A 16,378-nucleotide genomic window follows, 5' to 3' on the forward strand; every position below is an offset into this window, starting at 1 on the left:
GGCACATCCCGTGACTGATCTCACCAGCCTGAAGTACACCGCCGAGCACGAGTGGCTCCTGATCGACGGCGACACCGCCACCGTCGGCATCACCGACTACGCCGCCGACAAGCTCGGCGACGTCGTCTACGTCGACCTGCCCGCTGTCGGGACGGACGTCGAGCAGGGCAAGGTGGTCGGCGAGATCGAGTCGACCAAGTCGGTCGGCGAGCTGTTCGCCCCGGTGCTCGGCACCGTGCTCGAGATCAACGACCAGGTGGTCGACAGCCCCGACCTCGTCAACTCCTCGCCGTTCGGCGACGGCTGGCTCGTCAAGATCACGCTGTCGGGCGACCTGCCGGCCCTTCTCTCCCGTGACGAGTACGTCGCGCTGACCGCCGAATGAGCGCCGACGTCACCACCGGCTCGGGGCTGATCCAGGGCCAGGCCGCCACCGGCTTCGCCGATCGTCACATCGGAACGACTCCCGACGACCAGCGCGCCATGCTCGACGTGCTGGGCCTCGAAAGCGTCGCGGCCCTCGTCGAGAAGGCCGTGCCCGACAGCATCCACGCCAGAGCTCTCGAGTCGAGCGCCCTGCCCGAGCCGATCGGCGAGCAGGAGACCCTCGCCGAGCTGCGACAGCTGGCGAACCGCAACACGGTCAACCGCTCGTTCATCGGCCTCGGCTACTACGGCACGGTCACCCCTAGCGTGATCCAGCGCAACGTGCTCGAGAACCCCAGCTGGTACACCGCCTACACGCCGTACCAGCCCGAGATCTCGCAGGGCCGCCTCGAGGCCCTCATCAACTTCCAGACGATGGTCGCCGAGCTGACCGGGCTGACGACGGCGAACGCGTCGATGCTCGACGAGTCGACGGCGGTGGTCGAGGGCATGCTGCTCGCCCGCCGTGCCTCGAAGTCGAAGAGCAATCGCTTCGTGGTCGACTCCGATGCCCTGCCGCAGACCAAGGCTCTGCTCGCCGGTCGGGCTCGGGCCGTCGGCATCGAGCTCGTCGAGGTGCCGCTGCGCGAGACCGATGCACAGTCGCTGCCCGACAGCTTCGGCGTGTTCGTGCAGTACCCGGGAGCGTCGGGGGCGGTCTGGGATCCTGCGCCCCTCGTCGACCAGAGCCACCTCCAGGGCGGCCTGGCGGTCGTCGCCGCCGACCTCCTCGCTCTCACGCTGCTGGCGGCGCCCGGCGAGTTCGGGGCCGACGTCGCCGTCGGCACGAGCCAGCGCTTCGGCGTACCCATGGGCTTCGGCGGCCCGCACGCGGGCTACATGGCCGTGCGCACCGGCCTCGAGCGCCAATTGCCGGGCCGCCTGGTCGGGGTGTCGCAGGATGCCACGGGAAACCCCGCCTACCGCCTCAGCCTGCAGACGCGCGAGCAGCACATCCGCCGCGAGAAGGCCACCTCGAACATCTGCACGGCCCAGGTGCTGCTCGCCGTCATGGCGTCGATGTACGCGGTCTATCACGGGCCGTGGGGCCTCACCCACATCGCGAGGCGGACGCACCAGCACGCCGTCGACCTCGCCGCCGGTGCGGCTGCGGCCGGTCTCGCCACGGGCGCCGACGCCTTCTTCGACACCGTGACGCTGACGGTGCCGGGGCGAGCCTCGGAGATCGTCGCTGCGGCTCACGAGCGCGGCTACCTCCTGCTCGAGGTCGACGCCGGCACCGTGTCGATCTCGACCGACGAGACCACGACCCGAGACGACCTCGACGTGCTGGGCGAACTGCTCGGCTTCGCCGTGCCCACCGGCTCGTCGTCTCCCATCCCGTCGGCGCTCGAGCGCACCAGCGACTTCCTCACCCACCCGGTCTTCCGCACACACCGCTCGGAGACGAGCATGATGCGCTACCTCAAGCACCTGGCCGACAAGGACTACGCACTCGATCGCGGCATGATCCCGCTCGGATCGTGCACGATGAAGCTGAATGCCGCGACCGAGATGGCGGCCGTGACGTGGCCGGAGTTCGCGAACATCCACCCGTTCGCACCGGCCGCCGACGCCCGGGGCTACCTCGAGCTGATCGGCCAGCTCGAGGGCTGGCTGGCCGAGGTCACCGGCTACGACACGGTCTCGCTGCAACCGAACGCCGGCAGCCAGGGCGAGCTCGCGGGGCTCCTCGCGATCCGCGGATATCATCTCTCGAACGGTGACGAGGGCCGCACCGTCTGCCTCATCCCGCAGTCGGCCCACGGCACGAACGCGGCGAGCGCCGTCCTGGCGGGCCTCCGCGTCGTCGTGGTCGCCTGCGACGAGCAGGGCAACGTCGATCTCGACGACCTGCGTGTCAAGGTGTCCGAGCACGTCGACGACCTCGCCGCGCTCATGGTCACCTACCCGTCGACGCACGGCGTCTACGAGCACGACATCCGCTCGATCACCGAGGCGGTGCACGAGGCCGGAGGCCAGGTCTACGTCGACGGCGCCAACCTCAACGCTCTTCTCGGGTTCGCGCGCTTCGGCGAGTTCGGGGCGACGTGTCGCACCTGAACCTCCACAAGACGTTCTGCATCCCGCACGGCGGCGGTGGCCCCGGCGTGGGCCCCGTCGCGGCGAAGGCGCACCTGGCGCCCTTCCTGCCCGGGCACCCGCTGGCTCAGCAGGCCGACCGGCGCACGGGGGCCGTGCAAGATGGGGGCTCGCGCCTGGCTCATGCCGGAGTGCCTGTGAGCGCCGCGCCCTACGGGTCGCCCAGCATCCTGCCGATCTCGTGGGCCTACGTCCGCATGATGGGCACCACGGGGCTGACGGATGCCACCGGTGCGGCCGTCCTGGCGGCCAACTACGTCGCGGCGCGGCTCCGCGAGCACTACCCGGTGCTCTACTCCGGCGAAGACGGTCTCGTGGCGCACGAGTGCATCCTCGACCTTCGGCCCCTGCGCGACGCGACGGGTGTCACCGTCGACGACGTGGCCAAGCGCCTCATCGACTACGGCTTCCACGCCCCGACGATGTCGTTCCCCGTCGCCGGCACCCTCATGGTCGAGCCGACCGAGAGCGAAGACCTCGCCGAGATCGACCGCTTCGTCGACGCCATGATCGCGATCAAGGCCGAGGCCGACCGCGTCGGAGCCGGCGAGTGGAGCGCCGACGAGTCGCCGCTGCGTGGGGCTCCGCACACGGCCGAGTCGGTCATAGCGGGGGAGTGGCAGGCCGCGTACACGCGCGAGGAGGCCGTCTATCCGCTGCGCTCGCTCGTGCGGTCGAAGTACTGGCCGCCGGTGCGTCGCATCGACCAGGCCTACGGCGACCGCAACCTGTTCTGCGCCTGCCCCCCCGTCGAAGCATTCGCCTGACGATCGCCTCGGGGACGCGATCTCCGGCGTTGTCGTCGCCCGGCATGGCTCCGCCATAGCCGGGCTCCTCCGCCTTGGATCTCACGCCTCCGAGACGATCGTCCCCTGACGATCGCCTCGGGGACGCGATCTCCGGCGTTGTCGTCGCCCGGCATGGCTCCGCCATAGCCGGGCTCCTCCGCCTTGGATCTCACGTCTCCGAGACGATCGTCCCCTTACGCCAAGACGTCCGTCAGGGCGTCCTGGATGACCGAGGCCTTCTGAAAGCGCGCGCCGAGGAGGGCGACGTGCTTCCAGCGCACCACGCCACCGGCGTCGATCACGAAGACGCTGCGACGGAGGCCCACACCCGGCAGGGCGATGCCGTAGTCGCGGATGACGCGGCTGTCGACGTCGCTGAGCAGCGCGAAGCTGAGGCCGTGGTGGCGCGCGAAGTTCTCGTGGCTGTCGAGACTCTGGCGGCTGATGCCCCAGACTTCAGCGCCGAGGTCGGCGAAGCCGGAGAGCTCCTCCTGGTAGCTGCAGAGCTGCGCCGTGCAGACGGTCGACTCGTCGGCCGGATAGAACACGAGAACGACCGCGTTGCCCGGGCGCCTCGAGAGCGTGAACTCCTGTCGCCGCGTCTCGCCGTCGACGAGGCGCACGCCCGGCAGCGTGAAGTCGGGCGCGGTGTCGCCGATGTCCGGGATGCTCATCGTCCAACCGTACGTGCGGAAGTCTCGACTGGCGCCGGGCGTGGGCTCGGATTCTGCTGATGTGGCCCGAACTGGGGGTACCCGCTTCCCGGCGTCAGTGCGTCGCGCCGAAGAACTGCGGGAAGGCGGCGGCAGCCCAGGGGTAACCGACGAACACGGCGGCGTCCATGAAGAAGTGCGCGATCACGAGGGGCAGGATGCGGCCGAAGCGCATGTAGAGCCAGCCGAAGACGATGCCCATCACGGCGTTGCCGATGAAGGCCCCGAAGCCCTGGTAGAGGTGGTACGTGCCCCGCAGCAGGGCGGCGGACAGCAGGATCGGCCACACGCCCCACTTCAGGTCTTTCAGGCGCGCGAAGAGATACGCGACCACGATGACCTCCTCGGTGACGCCCGAGCGGAGCGCCGAGAACAGCAGCACGGGCACCGTCCACCAGTGGGCTGCGAGGTTCGTGGGCACGACGTCGACGGTGATCCCGATGGCCCGGCCGGCGAAGTACAGGGCGAGGCCCGGGATCCCGATCGCGAGAGCGAGCCCCGCGCCCCAGAGCGCGTCGCGACCGACGTTCGAGAAGTCGACGCCGAGCCGACCCAGGTGCGGTCTGGCCGTCTTCCAGAGCAGGTAGGCGACGAGGGCCACGGGCACGATGTCGAAGCCGTTCTCGAGCACCTGGTAGACGAAGTCGAACAGCTCGCGGCTGTCGAGTGACGTGTTGAGCTGAGCCGTCTGGTTCGACAGGGGCGTCGACCGTGTGAGCAGATCGAGGATCTGCACCAGCGAGTAGACCGCGCTCGCACCGAGGGAGAGACCGAGGACGATCAGGATCTCGGCGCGGATGCGACCGGTCGAGACACCCGACGGCAACGGTTCGGCGACGGGGTGAGCGAGCAAATGATCCTCCAGTGTCGAGGCAATGATAGGAGACCGTGCTCGGCCGCGCGGAGCCCACGAGCGAGGGTCACTTTCGCCCTCACACGCACGAATCGTGCGCGCACGACCGATTTCGCGGTAAATTCGTGATTGGGCCGCAATGAATCCGCATTCCGTGTTTCCGAGACGTAACGCTTTCTCCCGGGGTTTGGCGTTTGGCGACGGTTTACTTAGTGTCTTCATATCGACTGCGAGCAGCCGCGCCGACTGGTGCGGTGACGCAGATCGGTTGGCCACACCGATCAGGTCGCATTGCACCGCCTGAGGTGGTCGACGTCCCATACACAGCACAGAAGGGGCATCTCTCGATGCGACTCAGAACTAAAAGGTTTGCGCTCATCGCTGTCGCAGCCTCCGCGGCGCTTGCGCTCGCGGGTTGTTCGAGCGGAGGTGGCACGAGCAACACCTCGTCGTCCAACCCGTCGTTCAACGCAGCCGTCAACGCCGTCTACAACCCCTCGACCAAGGCCGGGGGCACGCTGAAGCTCGGCGCCGCCAGCGACTGCGACTCGTGGGACCCGGCCCGTACCTACTACGGCTGGTGCTGGAACATGCAGCGCCTGTTCAGCCGCACCCTGGTCGGCTACAAGAAGGTCAACGGCACCAAGTTCGAGCTCGCTCCTGACATGGCCACGGGCCTCGGCAAGTCGTCCGACGACTTCAAGACCTGGACGTACACGCTGCAGTCGGGCCTGAAGTACTCCAACGGCAAGACCATCACCACGCAGGACATCAAGTACGCCACCGAGCGCCTCTTCGCGAGCGACGTCATCAACGGCGGCCCGACGTTCTACTTCACCGGTCTGATCAACGCTCCGGCTTCCTACGCCGGCCCGTACAAGTCGGGCGACCTGCCCGACTCGGTCATCTCGACCACGAGCAACACCATCACGTTCCACCTGAACAAGTCGTTCGCCGACTTCGACTACCTGATGGCGCTGCCCACCACGGCCCCCGTGCCCTACAAGACCGAGAACGGCGCCAGCTACACCGGCGCCACCTACGGCAAGGACCCGGTCTCGTCCGGCCCGTACGTCTTCTCCGACTACACGCAGAACAAGTCGGTCACGTTCACGCGCAACAAGTACTGGAAGCAGTCGACGGACAAGATCCGTAAGCCGCTGGTCAACGAGGTGACACTCACCATCGACAGTGACCCGAACGACATCGACTCGAAGCTGAAGTCCGGGGCGTTCGACGCCAAGGCCGACACGCGCATCGGTACGACCCTCCAGGCTCAGGCTCTCTCCAACCCGAAGCTCAAGGTACAGACGGACGACCCTGCCGGTGACAACACCGACTACTTCGTCATTCCCGCTTCGGTCGTGCCGAATCAGTACTGCCGCCAGGCCATCTTCTACGCCACGAACAAGGCTGCGATCCAGCAGGCTTACGGCGGAGCAGCTGCCGGCACGATCGCCGGTTCGTTCACGCCCCCCGGCGTTCCCGGTTACAACCCCAGCTACAACCCTTATCCCTCGGGTTCGGGCAACACGGGTGACCTGACCAAGGCCAAAGAGGCGCTGACCAAGTGCGGTCAGCCGAACGGTTTCTCGACGAAGTTCACCTACGCGACTCCGTCCGAGACCGGCCCGAAGATCTTCCAGGCCGAGCAGACCGCTCTCGCGCGCGTCGGCATCAAGATCACCGCCGCGACCGATGCCGCTTCCAGCTACTACGCCACGTTCGTCGGCTCGCCGGCCCACGTGAAGTCGGCCGGCCTCGGCATCATCAACGCCGGATGGGGTGCGGACTTCCCGACCTACTACGGCTTCTACAACAACATCGCCAACGGTGCGTCCATCCTGCCGACCGGTAACAGCAACTACGGCAGCCTGAACGACTCGACGGTCAACTCGATCCTGGACAACACGGCGGCTGCGTCGACCCAGGCCACGGGTGAGAAGCTGAACAAGGCCATCATGGCCTCGGCTCAGAACCTCCCGCTCCTGTGGGGCAAGAACCTCTACTGGCGCAGCACGCGCATGACGAACGTGACGTCCGACAACGCCCTGGCGTTCGGCATCTACGACTTCGTCAACGTGGGTGTCGGCGGCTGATCTGAAGATCGTTCTTAGTATCCTTCGGATCACTCGATAGGAAGGGTTCTGCGGCGGGGGCCGCCTGGGCATAACAGTCCAGGCGGCCCACGCTGCGACCACACACCATGATTCGCTTCATCCTGTACCGCCTCATCGGCGCCATCGTCGTCCTCTTCGTCGTGAGCCTCGTCACGTTCCTGATCTTCCAGATCGCGCCGACCCTCTCGCACACGAACCCGGTGTATTACTACATCGGCAAGGTGCCGTTCAAACCCGGCTCCCCCCAGTTGCTCGCTCTCGAGCACCGCTTCGGGTTCGACCTCCCGGTCCCCGAGCAGTACTGGCACTACATCTCCGGCATCATGTTCGGCCAGACCATCACCGACGGTGTGTCGACCCCGATCCACTGCCCGGCCCCCTGCTTCGGCTACTCGTTCAAGCAGAACGACCTCGTGGGGTCGATGCTGCTGCAGGCCGCTCCGGTCAGCATCAGCCTCCTCGTCGGCGCGGCCGTCCTGTGGCTCGTCGGCGGCGTGACGGTCGGCACCTTCTCGGCCCTCAAGCCCGGTTCGATCGTCGACCGCGTCGGCATGACCGGCTCGCTGGCCGCCGTCTCGCTGCCGATCTTCTTCACGGGCCCACTGCTGTTGTTGGTCTTCGAGTACACGCTCGGCTGGTTGCCGAACGTCGCGTACGCGCCGATCACGCAAGATCCCCTCCAGTGGTTCAAGAGCATGATCCTGCCCTGGGTCGCCCTCGCCTTCCTCTTCGCCGCCCTCTACGCCCGGCTCACCCGGTCGAACATGATGGAGACGATGGGCGAGGACTACATCCGCACGGCGCGGGCGAAGGGCCTGCCACGGCGCACGGTCGTCATCAAGCACGGTCTCCGTGCTGCCCTGACTCCCATCGTCACGATCTTCGGCATCGACGTGGGCACCCTGGTCGGCACGACGGTCATCACCGAGACCGTCTTCAACCTACGAGGGCTCGGTTACCTCTCGATCAGCGCCATCCAGACTCTCGACCTTCCCGTGATCGAGGGCGTTACGATCGTTGCCGCACTGGCTCTCGTCATCGCGAACTTCCTGGTCGACATCCTGTATGCCGTGATCGACCCGCGAGTCACCGTCTAAGCGCCGGAAGGAAGCATGTCTACAACACTCCCCACCACCGAGGCGCAGACCCCGGCCACCTCCGACGCCTTCCTCCGGGTCGAAGACCTCAAGGTGCACTTCCCCACCGACGACGGCGTCGTCAAGAGCGTCGACGGCCTCTCGTTCGAATTGCGCCGCGGCGAGATCCTCGGCATCGTCGGCGAATCGGGCTCGGGCAAGTCGGTGACCAGCCAGGCGATCCTCGGCCTTCACAAGAACAGCAACGCGCGCCTGTCGGGCAAGATCTACCTCGACGGCAAAGAACTCATCGGGGCGACCGAAGACGAGGTCCGCGAGCTCCGCGGCAGCGAGATGGCGATGATCTTCCAGGATCCCCTCTCGGCTCTCCACCCGTTCTACTCGGTGGGCTCGCAGATCGGCGAGGCGTACCTCGTGCACAACAAGGTCTCCAAGAAGGAGGCCCGTGCCGAGACGGTGCGGATGCTGGCGAAGGTGGGCATCCCGAACCCGGAGAACCGCTACGACGACTACCCGCACCAGTTCTCGGGTGGTATGCGACAGCGCGCGATGATCGCCATGGCGCTCATCTGCAAGCCGAAACTGCTGATCGCCGACGAGCCGACCACGGCGCTCGACGTGACGGTGCAGGCGCAGGTCCTCGAGCTCATCAAAGAGCTGCACGACGAGCTCGACTCCGCCGTCATCATCATCACGCACGACCTCGGCGTCGTCGCCGAGACCTGCGACAAGGTGCTCGTGATGTACGGCGGCCAGTGCGTCGAGAAGGCACCCGTCGAAGAGCTCTTCTACAACCCCGAGATGCCCTACACCTGGGGCCTCCTGCGGTCGATGCCGCGCGTGGACCGCGTCCGCGAGGGTCGGCTCACGCCGATCCCCGGCCAGCCGCCGTCGCTCATCAACGTGCCGAAGGGCTGCGTCTTCAACGCGCGCTGCCCGTTCTCGGATCGCGTGGGCGAGAACAAGTGCTTCACCGAGCACCCGAACCTGCTGGAGTCGTCGAACCAGCACGAGGTCAGGTGCCACATCCCCCACGAACAGCGCGTGGAGATCTTCGCGAACGAGATCTTCCCCACCCTCTGATCAGGCCACACCGAAAGAGAACCAGCTTCCTATGAGTTCAGTGACCGAAGCCCCGACGGCCAAGCCGGCACCCACGGGTGACCCGCTGCTCGTCGTCGACGGCATCACGAAGCACTTCCAGGGCGGGGCCGCGGGCCTCCTCGGGCGACGAGGCAACCCCATCAAGGCGGTCGACGGCGTCAGCTTCACCGTGTCGAAGGGCGAGACCCTCGGAATCGTGGGCGAGTCCGGCTGCGGCAAGTCGACCACGGGGCGGCTGGTGTCGAAGCTGATCGAGCCCACCGCCGGCCGGATCGAGTTCGACGGTCGAGAGATCGCCGGGCTGAGCCCGCGCCAGATGCGTCCGCTGCGCAGCGAGATCCAGATGATCTTCCAAGACCCGTTCTCGTCGCTGAACCCGCGGCACACGGTCGGCACGATCATCGGCGCCCCGTTCAAGATCCAGCACACGAAGACCGACCACGGCATCAAGGCCGAGGTGCAGAGCATCATGGAGCGCGTCGGGCTCAACCCCGAGCACTTCAACCGCTACCCGCACGAGTTCTCGGGCGGCCAGCGTCAGCGAATCGGTATCGCCCGCGCACTGGCCCTCGACCCGAAGCTGATCGTCTGCGACGAACCGGTCTCGGCCCTCGACGTGTCGGTGCAGGCCCAGGTGGTCAACCTGCTCGAAGACCTCCAGAACGAGTTCGGGGTCGCTTACATCTTCATCGCCCACGACCTCTCGGTCGTGCGCCACATCGCCGACCGCGTCGCGGTCATGTACCTCGGCAAGGTCATGGAGATCACCGATCGCGACACGCTCTACTCCGACCCGCTGCACCCCTACACGCACGCTCTCATGTCGGCCGTGCCGGTGCCCGACCCGCGTGCCGAGTCGCGTCGCGAGCGGATCCTGCTGAAGGGCGACCTCCCCAGCCCGGCCAACCCGCCCACCGGCTGCGTCTTCCACACCCGCTGCCAGAAGTTCCGCGAAGAGCTGACCGACGAGCAGCGCACGCACTGCTCGACCGTCCAGCCCGTGCTCGAAGAGAAGGCGCCGGGCCACGAGGTCTACTGCCACTACCCCTCGTCGCGCGGTTCCAAGGAGTTCATCAAGACCGGCTCCGTCGTCACGGGCCCGTCCGCACCGACCGTCGGGGAGATCCGCTGATGTCACTCACACCGGGAGAGCTGCAGGTCGTCGCCGAGAGCGACCAGAACCAGCTCGACACGCAGAGCGGCAAAGAGCCGTCGATCGTCGGTCGTTCGCTGTACGCGATCGCGTGGCGTCGCCTCCGCAAAGACAAAGTGGCGATGGTCGCCGGCATCATCATCGTCCTGATCGTCCTGATCGCGATCTTCGCCGACCAGCTCGGCTCGCTCTACGGCACCAGCTACCTCACGCAGCACAACACCGGCTCGGGCAGCCTGCTCGACCCGCTGACGTCGATGCCGCTCGGCTCGCTCGGCGGCGTCTCGGCCAAGCACTGGTTCGGTGTGACTCCCGTCCTCGGGCAGGACATCCTGACGCTGCTGATGCAGGGTGCGCGCACCTCGCTGCTGATCGGCTCGCTGGCGACCGTCGTCTCGCTCGTCTTCGGAGTCTCGCTCGGTCTCATCGCCGGCTACTACCGCGGCTTCGCCGACGTCGTCATCTCGCGCATCATGGACGTCCTGCTGTCCTTCCCGACGCTGCTGCTCTCGATCTCGCTGATCACGGTCATCGCGCTCATCTCGAGCTCCGAGGTGCTTCGCGCCGGCGTCATCATCTTCGTGCTGGGCTTCTTCGGCTGGCCGTACATCGGCCGCATCGTCCGCGGGCAGGTGCTGTCGCTGCGCGAGAAGGAGTTCGTCGACGCGGCCAAGAGCCTCGGCGCCTCGAACGGCTGGATCATGGCGCGAGAGATCGCCCCGAACCTGATCGGCCCGATCCTCGTCTACACGACCCTGACCATCCCGAACAACATGCTCGGCGAGGCAGGTCTGTCGTTCCTCGGCGTCGGCGTGCAGCCGCCCACGACCTCGTGGGGCCAGATGCTGTCGGATGCCGGAAACTACTACCAGATTGACCCGATGTACCTGATCCTGCCGGGTGTGGCGATCTTCATCTCGGTCATGGCGTTCAACCTGTTCGGCGACGGTCTGCGCGACGCGCTCGACCCGCGCCGGATGAACTGAGCGGGCCCCGCCCGACCCCGTGAAGGCCCCGCGAGCGCAGCTCGCGGGGCCTTTTCGTACGCCCTGAGCGCACGCAACCGGCTGTTCACCCGAGGGAAGGTAGACTCTTTCAGTCGGGGCCACGGCTGCCCCCATCGACTTTCTCCCCCGCACCCCTCTCAAAAGGACGTACAACTATGGCGACTGCCATCCGCAGTGACCTGCGCAACGTGGCAATCGTTGCCCACGTCGACCACGGCAAGACGACCCTCGTCGACGCCATGCTCAAGCAGACCAACAGCTTCGACGCTCACTTCGAGACCGACGATCGCATGATGGACGGCAACGAGCTCGAGCGCGAAAAGGGCATCACGATCCTCGCCAAGAACACCTCGGTGCTCTACAACGGCGTGCACGCGACCGACGGCCCCATCACCATCAACGTGATCGACACCCCCGGCCACGCCGACTTCGGCGGCGAGGTCGAGCGCGGCCTGTCCATGGTCGACGGCGTCGTGCTGCTCGTCGACGCGTCGGAGGGCCCGCTGCCGCAGACCCGCTTCGTGCTGCGCAAGGCGCTGGCCGCCAAGCTGCCCGTGATCCTGCTGGTCAACAAGACCGACCGCCCCGACGCCAGGATCGACGAGGTCGTCGCCGAGTCGCAGGACCTGCTGTTGGGCCTCGCCTCCGATCTCGCCGAAGAGGTCGACGACCTCGACCTCGACGCCATCCTCGACGTGCCCGTCGTCTACGCGTCCGGCCGCAACGGCGCCGCGTCGACGAACAAGCCCGAGAACGGCACCCTGCCCGACAACGACGACCTCGAGCCGCTCTTCGACGCGATCCTCAAGCACGTTCCGGCGCCGACCTACGACGACGAGCACCCCCTCCAGGCGCACGTCACCAACCTCGACGCCTCGCCGTTCCTCGGCCGCCTCGCTCTGCTGCGCGTCTTCCACGGCACGCTGAAGAAGGGTCAGACGGTCGCCTGGGTTAAGCACGACGGCTCCGTCCAGAACGCCCGTATCACCGAGCTCCTGATCACCAAGGCGCTCAGCCGCTACCCCGCCGAGAGCGCCGGCCCCGGCGACATCGTCGCCGTCGCAGGCTTCGACACCATCACGATCGGCGAGACGCTCTCCGACCCCGACGACGTGCGCCCGCTGCCGACCATCACGGTCGACGACCCGGCCATCTCGATGACGATCGGCACCAACACGTCGCCCGTGATCGGAAAGATCAAGGGCCACAAGCTCACCGCCCGTATGGTCAAGGACCGCCTCGACCGCGAGCTGGTCGGCAACGTCTCGCTCAAGGTCGTCGACATCGGGCGCCCGGACGCGTGGGAGGTCCAGGGCCGAGGCGAGCTCGCCCTTGCCATCCTGGTCGAGCAGATGCGCCGCGAGGGCTTCGAGCTCACCGTCGGCAAGCCGCAGGTCGTGACGCGTCGCGTCGACGGCAAGCTCCAAGAGCCGTACGAGCACATGACCATCGACGTGCCCGACGAGTACCTGGGCGCCATCACGCAGCTGATGGCCGCCCGCAAGGGCCGCATGGAGAACATGGCGAACCACGGCTCGGGCTGGGTGCGCATGGAGTTCATCGTCCCGTCCCGCGGCCTCATCGGCTTCCGCACGCAGTTCCTCACCGACACGCGCGGCACCGGCATCGCCAACGGAATCTCTCACGGCTACGACTCGTGGGCGGGCGAGATCTCGACCCGCACCAACGGCTCCATCATCGCCGACCGCTCGGGTGTCGTCACGCCCTTCGCCATCATCAACCTCCAGGAGCGCATGACCTTCTTCGTGCAGCCCACCGAAGAGGTCTACGAGGGCATGGTCGTGGGCGAGAACTCTCGCTCCGACGACATGGACGTCAACATCACCAAAGAGAAGAAGCTGACCAACATGCGTCAGTCGACGGCCGACAACTTCGAGTCGATGACGCCCTCGCGCGTCCTCTCGCTCGAGGAGGCCCTCGAGTTCGCCGGCGACGACGAGTGCGTCGAGGTCACCCCCGAGGCGATCCGCATCCGCAAGGTCGCGCTGGCCGCGTCCGAGCGTGCTCGCACCACCGCTCGCCTGAAGAAGGCCAACGCGTAGGTCACGGTCCGGTCTCCGCTCGAACGCCCCGCGTCCCTTCTGGGAGGCGGGGCGTTCGGCAAGAGACCCGCTCGGGCACGAGTTGCCAGGCCTCCATCGCCTATCCTTGCCAGTGATGTCCACCACGCTTTCCGAGCCCGGCGCTTTCGAGCGCGTCCTGCTCGTCCACGCCCACCCCGACGACGAGACGATCGTCACCGGTGCCACGATCGCGACGCTCGTCGACGCGGGCGCGCAGGTGACCGTCGTCACCTGCACGCGCGGCGAGCTGGGCGAGGTCATCCCCGACGACCTCGCGTCGTTTCGCGACGATCCGGCCGCTCTCGCCGTCCACCGCGAGGGCGAGATCGCGGGTGCGATGGCCGCGCTCGGCGTCACCGACCACCGTTTCCTCGGCGAGGTCGGGGCGCGCACGGCGGGGCGCGAGACCCGTGTCTACCGCGACTCGGGCATGGCGTGGGGGGCCGACGGCCGCGCCGTCCCGGTGCCCGACCTGCATCCTGCCGCCTTCTGCGCCGCCGAGTTCGGCGAGATCGTCTCCGACCTCGCCGCAGTCGTGGCCGACGTGCGGCCGGGCGCGATCGTGAGCTACGACACCGACGGCGGCTACGGCCACCCCGACCACGTGCGCGTCAACCGGGCGGCTCTGCGGGTCGCGCGCCTGGCCGGTGTGCCCTTCTTCGCGATCACCGCCGGAACCGTCGTGGTCGAAGGCGACACCGCCTTCGCGACCGAAGCGGATCCTGAAGCCCCGGGCGACGGCCCCGTCTCGGTCGGCTCGGCCCACGCCGTGGGTACGGCCGACGTCGCCATCGACGGTCGCCCGGTGCTCGACCGCAAGGTCGAGGCCCTCCGGCAGTACCGCACGCAGGTCACCGTGGTGTCGACGCCCGGGGGCCCCGCGCTCGAGTTCCCGCACGGCGCCGTGGTGCCCGTCACCGTCGTCGAGACCTTCCGCCACGTGGCCGAGCCGATCGCCCCTGCCCCGGCACTCGGGGCGACCGACCTCGACGACTTCGGGCTGCCCGGCAAGGTCGTCGCCTACGTCCTCGCGCTCGTCGTCGGGGCCCTCTTCGGGGCCATCGGCACAGTGGCGCACCAGGATCTTGCGGGCAGGTTCCCTCTGGGCGTCGTCTTGGCGCTGGCCTTCGTCGTCGCCCTGATGGTCGGCTTCCGGCTGCTGTTCGACTCGCGCCTCGTCGGGCTGATCGTCGCAATCGGGCTGACCGTCGTCAATTCCGTGCTCTCGCAGACGAGTGCCGGCGGATCGGTGCTGATCCCGGGAAACATCATCGGCTACACCTGGATCGGCGGGTCGATCCTCGTCGCCGCCGTGGTGCTCGTCTGGCCCAAGCTGCCGCCCCGCGATCGGCGAGGCACGGGCACCGGTCGAGATAGGATTGCAGGATCGCCGCAGGCCGCCCCGGGCCTGCCCGACGCGAATGGACAAAGCCACTAGTGACGTACGTGATCGCTCTTCCCTGTGTCGACGTGAAAGACCGAGCCTGCATCGACGAGTGCCCGGTCGACTGCATCTACGAGGGCGAACGCTCGCTGTACATCCACCCCGACGAGTGCGTCGACTGCGGCGCCTGCGAGCCGGTGTGCCCCGTCGAGGCGATCTACTACGAAGACGACCTGCCCGACAAGTGGGCCGACTACTACAAGGCCAACGTCGAGTTCTTCGACGAGATCGGCTCGCCCGGCGGTGCCGCCAAGGTCGGCGTGATCGCCAAAGACCACCCCGTCATCTCCGCGCTGCCTCCGCAGTCCGCCGAGCACTAGAGCGGAGGGCGCACCACCGTGGCTCTCGACCTTCCTGACTTCCCGTGGGACAGTCTCGCTGACGCGACCGCCGTGGCGCGCGGCCACAAAGGCGGCATCGTCGACCTGTCGGTGGGCTCGCCGGTCGACCCCACGCCCGAGCTCATCCGCGAGTCGCTGCGCGAGGCGACCGACGCCCACTCCTACCCGCAGGTCGCCGGCACCCCGGCCCTCCGCGCCGCAATCATCGATTGGTACGAGCGCCGCCGCGGCGTCACCGGCCTGACCGACGCCAACGTGCTCCCGACCATCGGCTCGAAAGAGCTGATCGCCGGGATGGCGCTGTGGCTCGGCATCGGCCCGGGCGACACCGTCGTCTACCCGAAGAACGCCTACCCGACCTACGAGCTGGGTGCGGCCCTCGTCGGCGCCAAGGCTCTCGCCAGCGACGACCCCGACGAGTGGCCGGCGTCGACCAAGCTGATCTGGCTCAACAGCCCGGGCAACCCCGACGGCAGCGTGCTGTCGTTCGAGGCGATGCGGCGCGCCGTCGAGCGCGGCCGCGACCTCGGTGCCGTCATCGCCGGCGACGAGTGCTATGCCGAGCTCGGCTGGTCGCCGGAGTACGACACCGTCGCGACGCCCTGCATCCTCGACCCGCGCGTGATCGGCGACACGCGCCGCAACGTGGTCTCGGTCTACTCGCTGTCCAAGCAGTCGAACCTCGCCGGCTACCGTGCGGGCTTCATCGCCGGCTGCGGCGACGTGGTTCAGCAGCTGCTCGCCGTGCGCAAGCACGCCGGGCTCATGCCGCCGGCCCCCGTGCAGCGCGCCATGGTCACAGCCCTCGGCGACGACACGCACGTCCGCGCGCAGAAGGCGCTCTACCGCGGGCGGCGTGACCGCCTGAAGGCGGCGCTCGAGCAGGCCGGGTTCCGCATCGACCGAAGCTCTGCCGGTCTCTACCTGTGGGCGACGCGGGGCGAGGATGCCTGGGCGACCGTTTCGTGGCTCGCCGAGCGTGGCATCCTGGTGGCCCCTGGCACGTTCTACGGCACCGACGGGTCCCAGCACGTGCGCATCGCGCTGACGACGACCGACGAGCGGATCGACGCCGCCGTGCATCGCCTGACCGCCGTGAAGGCGTAGCCCTCGCTCGCCACTTGCGCGACATGTGTCCTGACATG

The 16,378-nt window shown here is 67.7% G+C and carries 14 protein-coding genes; 12 read left to right on the forward strand and 2 right to left on the reverse strand.

Annotated elements, in window-relative coordinates:
* The first annotated feature begins 10 nt into the window (after window positions 1–10).
* From gcvH to AX769_RS25965, 3 genes are read left to right on the forward strand one after another with little or no spacing between them, the layout of a single operon-like run.
* Window positions 11–385 (forward strand): glycine cleavage system protein GcvH, encoded by a 375-nt coding sequence (gene gcvH, locus AX769_RS09035; protein ID WP_066278385.1) that lies wholly within the window; start codon window positions 11–13, stop codon window positions 383–385.
* The gene (gcvP, locus tag AX769_RS09040; RefSeq protein WP_369824077.1) at window positions 382–2,490 is read left to right on the forward strand and encodes an aminomethyl-transferring glycine dehydrogenase; all 2,109 of its coding nucleotides are present in this window, start codon (window positions 382–384) and stop codon (window positions 2,488–2,490) included. The genes gcvH and gcvP overlap by 4 nt, the downstream gene beginning before the upstream one ends.
* The gene (locus AX769_RS25965; RefSeq protein ID WP_369824078.1) at window positions 2,478–3,296 is read left to right on the forward strand and encodes a hypothetical protein; all 819 of its coding nucleotides are present in this window, start codon (window positions 2,478–2,480) and stop codon (window positions 3,294–3,296) included. The genes gcvP and AX769_RS25965 overlap by 13 nt, the downstream gene beginning before the upstream one ends.
* A gap of 215 nt (window positions 3,297–3,511) precedes the next feature.
* Here AX769_RS25965 and AX769_RS09045 read toward each other — a convergent pair whose 3' ends face one another.
* Entirely contained in the window at window positions 3,512–3,991 is a 480-nt protein-coding gene (locus AX769_RS09045; protein WP_066278388.1) for a redoxin domain-containing protein, read from the reverse strand.
* 94 nt (window positions 3,992–4,085) lie between these two features.
* Complete coding sequence (locus AX769_RS09050) at window positions 4,086–4,883, reverse strand: CPBP family intramembrane glutamic endopeptidase (RefSeq protein ID WP_066278389.1); 798 nt, start codon at window positions 4,881–4,883, stop codon at window positions 4,086–4,088.
* 347 nt (window positions 4,884–5,230) lie between these two features.
* On the opposite strand from AX769_RS09050, the gene AX769_RS09055 reads away from it, so the two are divergent.
* From AX769_RS09055 to dapC, 9 genes are all read left to right on the forward strand, one after another.
* A complete protein-coding gene (locus tag AX769_RS09055) occupies window positions 5,231–6,982 on the forward strand; it encodes an ABC transporter substrate-binding protein (protein WP_066278391.1) in 1,752 nt (583 codons plus the stop codon).
* Between the two features lie 107 nt (window positions 6,983–7,089).
* Window positions 7,090–8,100, forward strand: a complete 1,011-nt coding sequence (locus AX769_RS09060; protein ID WP_066278395.1) for an ABC transporter permease — start codon at window positions 7,090–7,092, stop codon at window positions 8,098–8,100.
* A gap of 15 nt (window positions 8,101–8,115) precedes the next feature.
* The gene (locus AX769_RS09065; protein ID WP_066278397.1) at window positions 8,116–9,183 is read left to right on the forward strand and encodes an ABC transporter ATP-binding protein; all 1,068 of its coding nucleotides are present in this window, start codon (window positions 8,116–8,118) and stop codon (window positions 9,181–9,183) included.
* A gap of 31 nt (window positions 9,184–9,214) precedes the next feature.
* Complete coding sequence (locus AX769_RS09070; RefSeq protein ID WP_082763637.1) at window positions 9,215–10,336, forward strand: ABC transporter ATP-binding protein; 1,122 nt, start codon at window positions 9,215–9,217, stop codon at window positions 10,334–10,336.
* Window positions 10,336–11,343 (forward strand): ABC transporter permease, encoded by a 1,008-nt coding sequence (locus tag AX769_RS09075; RefSeq protein ID WP_066278400.1) that lies wholly within the window; start codon window positions 10,336–10,338, stop codon window positions 11,341–11,343. Before AX769_RS09070 ends, AX769_RS09075 begins: the two co-directional genes overlap by 1 nt.
* Window positions 11,344–11,519: 176 nt before the next feature.
* Window positions 11,520–13,427 carry a translational GTPase TypA gene (gene typA / locus AX769_RS09080; protein ID WP_066278404.1) on the forward strand — a complete coding sequence of 636 codons (1,908 nt, stop codon included), beginning with the start codon at window positions 11,520–11,522 and terminating at the stop codon, window positions 13,425–13,427.
* Between the two features lie 115 nt (window positions 13,428–13,542).
* Window positions 13,543–14,886, forward strand: a complete 1,344-nt coding sequence (locus AX769_RS09085) for a PIG-L family deacetylase (protein WP_066278409.1) — start codon at window positions 13,543–13,545, stop codon at window positions 14,884–14,886.
* Complete coding sequence (fdxA, locus tag AX769_RS09090) at window positions 14,886–15,212, forward strand: ferredoxin (protein ID WP_066278411.1); 327 nt, start codon at window positions 14,886–14,888, stop codon at window positions 15,210–15,212. The genes AX769_RS09085 and fdxA overlap by 1 nt, the downstream gene beginning before the upstream one ends.
* A gap of 18 nt (window positions 15,213–15,230) precedes the next feature.
* A complete protein-coding gene (dapC, locus tag AX769_RS09095) occupies window positions 15,231–16,340 on the forward strand; it encodes a succinyldiaminopimelate transaminase (protein ID WP_066278413.1) in 1,110 nt (369 codons plus the stop codon).
* Window positions 16,341–16,378: the final 38 nt, after the last annotated feature.

It is taken from the genome of Frondihabitans sp. PAMC 28766, from assembly GCF_001577365.1.
Classification (GTDB): domain Bacteria; phylum Actinomycetota; class Actinomycetes; order Actinomycetales; family Microbacteriaceae; genus Frondihabitans.